The sequence below is a fragment of the Serratia sp. 506_PEND genome, from assembly GCF_001076875.1.
GTDB lineage: Bacteria > Pseudomonadota > Gammaproteobacteria > Enterobacterales > Enterobacteriaceae > Serratia > Serratia marcescens.
Genome location: NZ_JVEL01000639.1, coordinates 1 through 10,193 on the forward strand (window position 1 = coordinate 1; position 10,193 = coordinate 10,193).

The 10,193-nt window shown below is 55.9% G+C and carries 9 protein-coding genes and 1 pseudogene; 1 reads left to right on the plus strand and 9 read right to left on the minus strand.

Annotated elements, in window-relative coordinates:
* Window positions 1-657, plus strand: a pseudogene (locus ADK28_RS30890) (IS3 family transposase); the annotation flags it as partial.
* 1,541 nt (window positions 658-2,198) lie between these two features.
* Here the strand turns inward: ADK28_RS30890 and ADK28_RS28945 are convergent.
* The 9 genes from ADK28_RS28945 to ADK28_RS28985 all read right to left on the minus strand — a co-directional run bounded on the left by ADK28_RS28945 (window position 2,199) and on the right by ADK28_RS28985 (window position 10,186).
* Complete coding sequence (locus tag ADK28_RS28945) at window positions 2,199-3,086, minus strand: reverse transcriptase domain-containing protein (protein ID WP_239686298.1); 888 nt, start codon at window positions 3,084-3,086, stop codon at window positions 2,199-2,201.
* A gap of 116 nt (window positions 3,087-3,202) precedes the next feature.
* Window positions 3,203-3,778 carry a fimbrial protein gene (locus ADK28_RS28950; RefSeq protein WP_053091619.1) on the minus strand — a complete coding sequence of 192 codons (576 nt, stop codon included), beginning with the start codon at window positions 3,776-3,778 and terminating at the stop codon, window positions 3,203-3,205.
* Window positions 3,779-3,788: 10 nt separating this feature from the next.
* Window positions 3,789-4,289 (minus strand): fimbrial protein, encoded by a 501-nt coding sequence (locus ADK28_RS28955; RefSeq protein ID WP_053091620.1) that lies wholly within the window; start codon window positions 4,287-4,289, stop codon window positions 3,789-3,791.
* A gap of 12 nt (window positions 4,290-4,301) precedes the next feature.
* Window positions 4,302-4,793 (minus strand): fimbrial protein, encoded by a 492-nt coding sequence (locus tag ADK28_RS28960; RefSeq protein WP_048797433.1) that lies wholly within the window; start codon window positions 4,791-4,793, stop codon window positions 4,302-4,304.
* A gap of 10 nt (window positions 4,794-4,803) precedes the next feature.
* Window positions 4,804-5,412 carry a fimbrial protein gene (locus ADK28_RS28965; protein ID WP_239686299.1) on the minus strand — a complete coding sequence of 203 codons (609 nt, stop codon included), beginning with the start codon at window positions 5,410-5,412 and terminating at the stop codon, window positions 4,804-4,806.
* A gap of 109 nt (window positions 5,413-5,521) precedes the next feature.
* Window positions 5,522-6,256, minus strand: coding sequence for a fimbria/pilus periplasmic chaperone (locus ADK28_RS28970; RefSeq protein WP_048797438.1), 735 nt, complete (start codon window positions 6,254-6,256; stop codon window positions 5,522-5,524).
* Window positions 6,257-6,405: 149 nt separating this feature from the next.
* Window positions 6,406-8,997, minus strand: a complete 2,592-nt coding sequence (locus ADK28_RS28975) for an outer membrane usher protein (protein WP_048797434.1) — start codon at window positions 8,995-8,997, stop codon at window positions 6,406-6,408.
* Window positions 8,998-9,065: 68 nt separating this feature from the next.
* Window positions 9,066-9,602 carry a fimbrial protein gene (locus tag ADK28_RS28980; RefSeq protein ID WP_053091621.1) on the minus strand — a complete coding sequence of 179 codons (537 nt, stop codon included), beginning with the start codon at window positions 9,600-9,602 and terminating at the stop codon, window positions 9,066-9,068.
* A gap of 104 nt (window positions 9,603-9,706) precedes the next feature.
* A complete protein-coding gene (locus tag ADK28_RS28985) occupies window positions 9,707-10,186 on the minus strand; it encodes a fimbrial protein (RefSeq protein ID WP_065429428.1) in 480 nt (159 codons plus the stop codon).
* Between the last annotated feature and the right edge of the window lie 7 nt (window positions 10,187-10,193).

Genomic DNA, 10,193 nt, shown 5'->3' on the forward strand with positions numbered 1-10,193 from the left:
CACTTAAAGACGTCATCGAAAAAAAGCTTTAAAACCAGCGATAAAGCGTGAACTTGTCAGCTATCTGACGGCGCAATTTGCCATGAGTTTACGCCAGGCCTGCAGGACGTTATCGCTGAGCAGGACGGTATATTTTTATCAGCCCGATGCCCGGCGTGATGAACCGGTGATCCATGCGCTGGCTGAACTGGCAGAACGCTATCCGCGCTACGGTTTTAAGAAGTTTTTCCAGCTGCTGCGCAGGCAGGGCAATACCTGGAACCATAAACGTGTTCCCCGGATTTCCTGCCTGCTGAAACTGAATTTTCGTCGCAAGGGAAAACAGCGACTGCCTGTACGTATTCGAGCACCACGGGGCGACGCCGCTAATGTTAACCCATAGCCGGTCCAGCGATTTTATGCACGACGCGCTGGTCTGCCGCAGACGCTTCCGGACCTTTAATGTGGTGGATGATTTTAACCGTGAAGCACTGGCGATAGAAATCGCCCTGAATATCCCGGCTTAGCGACTCATCCGGGTGCTGGACAGGATCGTGGCAAATTGCAGCTCCCCGGAAGGACAACGGGCCAGACCTGGTCTCCCTTACGCTGGCACAATGGCCAAAGCACGTGGCATCAGGTGACTCTATCAAGCCGGGTAAGCCCGCAGTAACTGCTTGTAGGAACGGCCCACCTGGTACCGGACAGTAGTAACGAAGAAACCCTATCCATATGATATAATAGATGTTTTTAATTAAAAATTTTATTTTATGCAACATGTACACAAATAACACCCCGACCAACTGACGCCCCCCCCATATAGGCACTGACATAAAAAAGATTTAGCAAAGAACCGTTCACAGTAGTCATTATTGAATTTTCTATTCAAAGATCATTCAATTATATAAAATACAGTTAGATACAATTTGTGCATAACCGTGTCCCCCGAGAAAGAACTGCGTCGTCAACGTCAACGGATCCCGTTCAAATCCCTCATAAAACAACAGCGCTGGAGGAACGTTCCAGGACTGTAAAGTTTCGTGCTCCCGCCCACCATCTTGAGAGAGTAACGGTTGCCCGCACCCGAAGAAACTGCGACACGTTGGACCATGCACAATGGAGTCGGGTGGTTCGACGATCTCGACACGCGCCGTCGGCTTCTGACGACGAGCCAGGTACGTGGGGAGAGGTCAAATGACATATGACCGCTCCGCATCCTATGACATGTACGCTTGATCATGATGGCGCGCTGATGTTCGTATCCCCTGGCTAGACCATCCCGATTACTCGGGACACAGCAGAACGCATCCGGCATCGGGCACGGGTGCGCAGCACACCTAATAGGGAGATACACGGACGATTACTGAAGCTTTGTGTGCCCCGGGTGCAGCGTTTACGGCGCTTAGATGGGAGGTGAGACGGAGCACCCGGTTCCCGACCATTACGGGAGTTAGAGTGGCAGACACCCCCTCGCCCAACACGACGTGCCCGCCACCAACGATAGCGACAGTTGGACTACTCCCGCAGTCCACACTACCATCAACGCTCACGGACGACGACTCGTTAGGCGACACTGTCCCGTGGTCCATGACGGTCGGGAGCTCGACCGAACACGACACATCCGGTGGTAGTGGCTTCTGGCAGAAAGTGTTACCAGAGTTAGCGGTCTGTTCGGCGTCTAGTACACCGAAGATAGTGACAAGGGTGCGTGACCAGAGCGTTTGACCTTGTGCGAAAACGACGCATTCGCCCCCCGGCCCGGCCCCACCATGCGGTCCCCAGGTGGTGTTGGTGGTACACGTAGACCCACTGGTTAGCTCCCATGAGTCGACGCTACGTAATTCACACGGCCCTGTCCCGTAGGGTGCGTGTACCTGGTACAACGAGGTAAACACGCAGTCCCGGAAGGGTTCCCCCAGCATGGCATCCCCTGATTCGCAGTGCACGCCAGTCGGGACGAGTTTTTTTGTCCGCTTGGGATCCGGAGGAACAACAGGAGCGACGTCAACCATCTTTACGCCGTCGGACCCGTACATCACTTGAGCACTGCAATGGGTACCTCCGCATGAAATGATTTTCGGATTACTGATCATGGGGAACGGGACGCCCACCGACTGGTTCGGGTACAGGAGCAATGTCAGTATAGAGACAAAGGGTGATATTGAGTGCAGTGCCTTCATATGGATTCCCACGGTTTAAATTATTTAAAAAACAGGCAATCACCCCACTTTCATCAAGAGGTGTTTTGCCCAATTCATCCACCGGGCTTTATATTCTCGCACACGCTTATCGGTCTCTGCCTTCGACAGTTTCCGCAAACGTGCTTGCTCATAAAGCCGCGCGATACGTTCCCGATGGTTCTCTATTGCTCGCGGGGCTACCCGGGGCCCTTCGGGGGCATACCATATCCCCAGCCAGTCAAAGCCATTTTCCATTCTCCCCAATTGTGTTTTATCCGGGTGGGTTTCAAAACCGCCCAAATCGAAAAATTCATACAGCGATTTAATCGTTTTACGTAAATGCCAGCGCGTTTTGGTAAAGAAAATAAAGTCATCCATATATCGGGCATAAAACAGTTCCTCGCGCGTCGCAAAACAAGAGTCAACATGCCGTAATAGGCTGCCGCCAATCAGCGGGCTCAGCGCACTGCCGCGACAAATTCCTTTTTCAGGGGTACGGATTTCACCGCCCTCTTCTACGCTGTAATGGAGCCATTGCAGGCACAGGCTGCGGCAAACCGTATCCTCGATATGCCAGTGCAATTGGCCGGCCACCTGATGCTTTAAAATATGCCGGTAATAACCCCGGATATCCGTGCGGTAAACATAACGCCATTCCCCACTTTGCCAGGCAGAAGCAACAGACTGTACCGACCCATTCACACCACCGTGTCCTTTCAGGTGATGGCAATGCGGATTCCTGGGCAATTGATCTTCGACCTGCATCGCCACCCACTTGAGCACCAACGCATCATGCGCCGACCATTGCACCCAACGTTTATTCCGCCGTCGAAAAACCTGCATTGGCGACAGCCGGTATTCCCCTGTCAGTACCTGGTTTAGCCATTGAAACCGCTGCCGTGGCCACTTAAAGCGTAAATCCCACACATCTGCATTCGGTGGTGCATGCTGTCGCCGCAGGCACAACCAGCGATACGCCCTATCCCAGTCCTGCGCGGCACTCTCTTCATTCTGTGCGTTTGTCGATGCAGGTTTAATGTCGCTTACTCATATTCCAGGTTAAAGGTGGCGACCGCGCTGAACGTGCCCCGGCCAATCGTCTGGTCGGCTATCGCCAGGGGCTCACCTTGCACATAAGCCCTCAGCGCAATGATGTTGTCCCCATCCTGCAACAGGGATTTGCCACTCTGGGTATTAAGCGGCAGGGGTTTGGCCGACGGCGTCTCAAATCCGATGGCAATCCCGGTGGCCTCACTGCCGCCATCGATGGCCAACAGGCCCGGCAAGGCTTGATTTTCCGTGCCGGTAAAAGTCACGCTCACCGTCTTGCCCAGCGTCAGGTCGCACTCCTCCAAATGTATCTCGAAGGCTTGCCCGAGAGTGCGCGTGTTCAGGTACAGGTACTTGTCGATGATGGTGCCAAAATCCAGCGTGATTTCTTCATCGCCCGGCGGTACCACACAGGGTTCTGCGACCATAGAGCCATGCAAGTACAGGTTATTGTCACCCGCGGCCAGCGCCGATAGCGGTACAGCCATCAACATCGGCACCAACAACAGGGCACCCACCTGAAAACGTGAATATCCTGAGGGCTGGCGCCAGCCCGATTTCCCTTTCATGTCGCACTCCTTATTCATAATCCGCACGCAGCGTGGCCCAGGCCTCAAAGGCCCCTTCGGTCAGCGTGGCGCCCGCTTGTTTTATCGGTACCGCCTCCAACCGCGGCGGGTTGGCCAGGTTTATCTTCACCGTGCTGTTCGGGGTGAAGGGTTTATCGTTCTGGTATACCCGAATACCGAGGCTGGCTTTGTCCGTCTGCAGAGCTTCACTGTCAAACCCTGCCGCACTGCCGCTCAGACTGAGCGTCAACGCCCAGTTCCCGCCGGCGGCGCTGTCACAGGTGATTTGGTAGTTCAACCCCTGCCGATAATTCTCGCCGTCTACTTTATTGATACCCACCCGGTCGCCGAAGTCGACATCCACCTGATTACCGTCGTTGATGGTGCAAGGCGGCGGCTCTATCAGGGTGCCGTGAAACGTCATGTCCGCCTCACCGTCCTTGGCCTGTGCCGGGGTAATGCCCGCCATCAGGCCGCAGGCCAGCAACAGGACTTTTATCGTTCTGCTCATGCTCCGCTCCCGTTACTGGTAATCCACGGCCATTGTGGCCCCTGCGCTGAATTCGCCTCCCGTCAAGGTGGCGCCGGCCTGTTTTACCGGCACGGCCCACAGTTCAGGCTTGTTCGGATAGGTGAAGTTCAGCCAGCTGTTGACGGCCTGTTTACTGTCGCCCTGGCGCAGTTCGATGCCAAGCCCGGCCTTGTCGGTCTGCAACACCGTCGCGTCGAACGCGGCGCCATTGCCTTTGACCTGCAGCTTCATCGCATTCGAGGTGCCCCCGGCGCACGACAGCGTGTAATTGACCGGCATCTTGTAATTATCGCCATCTACCCGGGTGGTCATCACGTCACCGAACTCCACTTCAATCGGTCGGTCATCGTTTATCACACAGGGCGGTGGCGCCACCACGGTGACCTTGACGGTGACCGTGGCCGAGGGGGCTGCACATGCCAGCATCGGCAAGACCGCCAACACACCTGCCAGCGTTCGCTGCAGCGTTACGATCTCATTCATTGCGGCCACCTCAGTCATAACTCAGATGAAAATCCACCACAGCCCGATAGCTGCCCGCCATCAGAGCGGCAGGAGTACGTTCCGGGGTTATCGTGTAACTCAGCGTGTTCTGCCCCGGAGTCAGCAATAGTGGCTTCCCCCTGCTGCCCAGACGAACGTCTTCTCCCTGCGCATTTTCAAGCCGCAGCCCCAGCCCGGAGACGCCTTGCGCCTTCACCAACTGCGGGTTATCGGCGTCACGCGTCGCACGGAAACTCACCGTTACCGCCGGCTGATTATCCGCCCAGGTCAGGCTACCGGTACGCACATCGCGGCTACCGGCCGGGCTGTGGAGACAATCCTCCAGGCGCAGCTCGAATCGGATCGGTTCGCCGCGCGCGCCAACCGTTCGCAGTCGCCCCGCGCCCGTCTCACCGAGCGCGACATCCTGGTGGGCGCTGGTCATCTCCAGCCGACAGGCGCTCTCTGTTAACGCCCCGTGAACGTACAGGGTTCCGTTGGCGCCTTCGACATCCCAGTTGTCCACCGCCGCCTGCGCCGGTGGCAACAACCACACCATTGCCCCCAGCGTTATCGGAGCCATCAGCGCCAATCCGATCAACGCGCCGTAATACTTCATATCAATCGCCCCGCATAGGCCCCATCGGTGTCTGCCCGTCTCGTGTGTCATGCCCATGTTCTTGTCTCCCTTCATTTGAGCTGTGCCTGCACCGCCCGCCCCTGCTCTGCTACACTTTCTTCGCCGGTATCACCGTGCATGTGCTGCCGGAGCAACTGAAGCTCAGCTGCGGCCGGCCACCGTAGTCGTTAACGTAGGTCAGCACCGGGCTGTTACCTACCTCAGCCACACTCACCGTCAACGGCAAATTGCCCTTTGGCGGCACCATCATCGGCTCGAAGTTTTTGATCCCCGCACCGTCTTTTTTGGTGGCGGCATCAACCAGCGTGACGTAATACGCCGTCGGATTGTTGACCACATACTTGTCGCCTTGCTTGCTCAAGGTCAGCTGCTCCTGCGGCGGCGGCGAATTTTTGTCCATCGCAATGGCGGCCGGGCGGTAGAACAGCTTGATACGCGTCTGCAACGCAATTTGCAGCGTGTTCGGTTTGGTGCTCTTCGGCGGGATTTCCCGCAGGTTGAAGTAATAGACCGTCTCGCGATCCTGCGGCAACGTCTTCGCCACCGGCAGCGCCTGGATTTTCACCTGGCTCGGTTTGCCCGGCTCGATGCGCTGAACCGGTGGCAGTACCGTGAGGGGGCTCTGGATTTTGTTGCCCTTGTCGTCTTCAATCCAGCCCTGCGCCAAGTAAGGCAGCTGCTTGTTTTGGTTGCTGACGCTCAGGCTCACCGATTTTTGGCTGCCATCGAAAATAATCCGCGTGCGGTCCAGCGCTATCGCCGCCTGGGCCTGCTGGGCCAGCAATGCCGCGAGCAGGGCGCCGGCCACTGCCGCCGCCGTCATGGCCTTTTTCCGCACGGACGCGACCGGGTGGCCTTCGTGATGTTGTTTCATGTTCAATTCGCTCTTTCGCATGTTTTCATTCCCGGCCATAGCGGCCCTCATAGAATTTGGATTAAATCTGCACGTCGTGTTATCCCTCGGCGCGACGGTTACGAAGCCTGCACCTGCTCAGGTGCAACCACTGACAGTGGCGCACCCTGCGTCCGCGCTTCAGGCTCGGTGTGCGCCCCCAGCGGATGACACGGCAACAGCAGCGTATTCATCAGCATGTCAGCCGGCAGAGGCGTTGGCATGCGCACTTCACACTGCGCGCCGCCGTTCCAATTCACCGTCATGGCATCGCCGGCGTTAATGCCGCTCAGATAAACATTGCCGCCGTCATTGACGATGCCCGTCTCCTGCTTACGGGCGTTCATCACCGTGGCGCCAAATGGGGGTTCACTGCCGTCGGCCAGTTTGATGACCGCCATTGCCTTCTCGCCGGCAATCACGTCGAACTGGCGGTAACCGATAGCGCCTTCGGTGAGCGTGGCCTGCACCACCGACTTCGTGGCTTCGGCGTTATCACCGAGCTTGTTCACATCAATACTCGCCTTGTTGCGGTAATAGCTGTTCACGTCCCCGATGACCGCCTTGCCCCAGGCATTGGTGTTGGTGGTGCTGCCATAGCCCCGCACCGGCACGTCCGCTACCCCCTGTGTGTCAATCAGCATGCGGGTGCCGCCCGGCATCCCGGCCCGATGCAGCGCCCCGCCATTCGCCGTCATCGTCATGCCGCCCTGCATCGACATCCCGAAGGCGCTGTAACGGTTTTCCTGATAACTGGCGTTAGCGCTCATGCGCGCCTTATCACCTTCAAGGTTGTAATACCCGTTCACATTCACCCCACTGCGCGAATTGCCGGCCCGCAACTGGTAGTTGTTGTGCTCATCAATCCGGTCGTAATACCCCACTTGATGCGTGGTGTCGTCGCGGTTCACCGTGGTGTTGTAGCTCACCGTTGAGTTATCCCCCCACGGCATCGACAGTGAAAGGTAGGCCCCATCGTCTTTCGTCCCGTTGTATTCATTACGGTACGCCGACAGCGACAGGCTCAGGTTGCGGAACCGGCCCACGTCGAAATAACGCGACAGCGTCAGGTTGTAACGGTCGTTGGCCGGTCGGTCCCAATACGTCTCGTGGCTGTAATTGAGATAGGTACTCAGCCCCCAGTCGCGGAAGTGCTTGTTGAAGGTAATGGTGTACATCTCCTTGCCATTCCCCGTTCGGGTGCCGTAATAACGCGCGTCCAGATACTCGCTCATGCTCATAAAGTCCTGTTCCGAGAAGCGATAGCCAGCAAAGGTCACCTGGCTGTCGTATTCGTCGAAGTTCTTTGAGTAACTGAGCCGATAGGAGCCGCCGCTGAGCGTGCCGTCTTCCTGTGGCAACCGCGCCCGCGACTGGGTGGCATCAAACGACAGTGCCCCCAACGCCATCAGGTCACGGCCAATACCCAGTGACAGCGCGTTGTAGTCGCCGCCCGCCAGCGCACCGCCGTACAGCGACCAGCCGTTGCTCACTCCCCAGGAAAACTCGCCGGTGCCGAACAGCGGGCCGCGAGAATGGTGCTGCCAGTCTGATGGTTTACCCGTCGCCAGCTTGAAGCGCACCGAACCTGGCCGCGTCAGGTACGGGATGTTCGCGGTGTTCACCACGAACTCCTGCACGCCACCATCCTGCTCATCCACCCGTACGTTCAGCTCACCGCTGACCGCATCGTTGATGTCCTGAATGCGGAATGGCCCTGCGGCAACCGTGGTCTCGGACAGCACACGTCCCTGCTGGCTGATGGTGACTTTAGCGTTGGTTTTCGCTACTCCCACCACTTCCGGCGCATAGCCGCGCAGATTAGGGGGAAGCATGCTGTCGTCCGACACCAGGCTCGCCCCCGTAAAACGGAAGCTGTCGAACATGCCTGAGTCCAGGTAGTTTTCACCCAGCGTCAGCTTCGAGCGCAGCGCCGGTATTGCCCGATAGGCGTAATACCGGCTCCAGTCCAGCTGTTTATTGGTCGGTTGCCCGCTCCCCGTCTGATGGTCAAGATTCGCCTGCCAATCGGCGCGCAGGCGCCATGCGCCCAGGTTGGCGCCCGCTGTACCGTTGCCGCTGAGGCTATAACCGCGCGATCCGTCCCGCTGCTGATGCTGGCTACGCGCATTGACGTTGTAATCGAAGAGCAACCCCGGAATGCCCTCATCCCAGCGAGACGGCGGATCCCAGTTCTCGTCGCTGTACTCCAGATAAGCCTGAGGAATGCTCAGGTAAAGAGAGGACGTAGGCAGATCGCCACGCACTTCCATTCCCTGTACGCTGGTCTCGTTAAGACACTCTCCCTCGCGCCACCAGGTCAGATCTTTCAGGACGCCAGGCTTAAACCCCAGCTGTTCTACCAATGCGGGGCTTAAGCAGGCGCGACTGCCATTTGGGTCACTCTCCGGCGCATAAAATGCGATCTGTTGCTCCTGCAAGTCATTCTTATTAACGTGCACCACCATGCCGTAGGTCCCCGGCATAATGTAGCCACTGCGCGAGAATTGGCTCAGATCGATGTTTTTCCGATCGTTGACATCCAGCACATCGGTATTGAACTGAATATTATCGGCAGCATGAGCGCTTATCACTGAAGTACCCAGAGCAAGGGAAATAAACAATCCTAACGAATGCAGAGGCGCAATTTTTCCAAGCGAAGAAAACTCCATGCCATTACCTTATTAGTATAAATAAATCCATTGCGCGAGGCGAAAAACAGCGCTCTTCCAGAAGGAAACTAAAAATATTCCAACTTAAATCGGATAGATGATAAATAATCACCCGCTTTTAACGCATGATTATTGGCCACCAATCTCATGGCGTAATTCAATTGACTGTCACCGGGAGTAATATCCATTGACGGCATAGCTTTGCCCGGTATTGCGACATTACCCTGGGTATCGACGATTTGCAGTGCCACACCGGAAGCATCCCCGTTTACACCAAATAACCCGCCATGAGCTTCACCATCAAAAGTAACCTGAAATTTCTTCCAACCTTCCTTTCCAGGGCGTTCAGTGATGCAGTTAACCAAATCAATGGAAAAAGGCTGGTTGCGGCCCTGCCCATCACGAATAATATCGGATAAGGGTAAAACCCCCATATCTATGGTTTGTTCTTGGCTGTTAACGGCAATAGCACAAGCGGTATCTATAATGGACCCTTGCATATTTACCCGCCCCCATCCGGCAATGTGCTCATCGGCTAAAACAGAGACCACTGGAAAGGAAAACAGGCAAGAAACCACTATAATAACGGTATTATGCACCCTCATAAAACGTGCTCCATGCTTTGTAATATTGTCAAAAAGGCATGCGGGGATACCGCATGCATATACACACATACAGAGAAAACACTTACTTTATGTGGAGTGAGCTTTTAGTTATAAGCCAGAGTAAAATCGGCCACCGCCTGGAATTCACCTTCAGTAATAGACGCGGAAGAAGCAGTATCGCCCTGCATGTAAGCGGCGAAGCTCAGCGTGTTGTTACCGTCCTGCAATACTTGCTCTTTAGTTGGCTGGCCCAATTTGATAATTTCACCATCAGCCTGAGTGATGGCTACACTGGCGCCTTTAGCCGTACCGGTAATCCCCAGCAGGCCATCTTTAGCCGCAGATTCCATACCCGTAAAGGTTACCTGCACCTTATTTTTGGTTGCAGGTGAGCCGAACGTGCAGTTCTCCAGGTCTATCGAGAAGTTACGCGGGGTAGATTTCCCTCCATTGAGCAAAGCAACCTTAGAGATCTGCCCCAACTCAACAGTCTGATCAATAGACTCCGGAGCAATAGAGCAAGGTGCATCAATAATAGAGCCAGTGAAGGTCACTCTTCCGTGCCCTTGATCAGCAGCTTGCACACCAGAA

What these genes read in the sequence shown, in the direction of transcription:
- ADK28_RS28950 (WP_053091619.1), bottom strand. Translation starts at nt 3,778, where the DNA reads ATGAAAGGGAAATCGGGCTGGCGCCAGCCCTCAGGATATTCACGTTTT.
- ADK28_RS28955 (WP_053091620.1), bottom strand. Translation starts at nt 4,289, where the DNA reads ATGAGCAGAACGATAAAAGTCCTGTTGCTGGCCTGCGGCCTGATGGCG.
- ADK28_RS28960 (WP_048797433.1), bottom strand. Translation starts at nt 4,793, where the DNA reads ATGAATGAGATCGTAACGCTGCAGCGAACGCTGGCAGGTGTGTTGGCG.
- ADK28_RS28965 (WP_239686299.1), bottom strand. Translation starts at nt 5,412, where the DNA reads ATGAAGTATTACGGCGCGTTGATCGGATTGGCGCTGATGGCTCCGATA.
- ADK28_RS28970 (WP_048797438.1), bottom strand. Translation starts at nt 6,256, where the DNA reads ATGACGGCGGCGGCAGTGGCCGGCGCCCTGCTCGCGGCATTGCTGGCC.
- ADK28_RS28975 (WP_048797434.1), bottom strand. Translation starts at nt 8,997, where the DNA reads ATGGAGTTTTCTTCGCTTGGAAAAATTGCGCCTCTGCATTCGTTAGGA.
- ADK28_RS28980 (WP_053091621.1), bottom strand. Translation starts at nt 9,602, where the DNA reads ATGAGGGTGCATAATACCGTTATTATAGTGGTTTCTTGCCTGTTTTCC.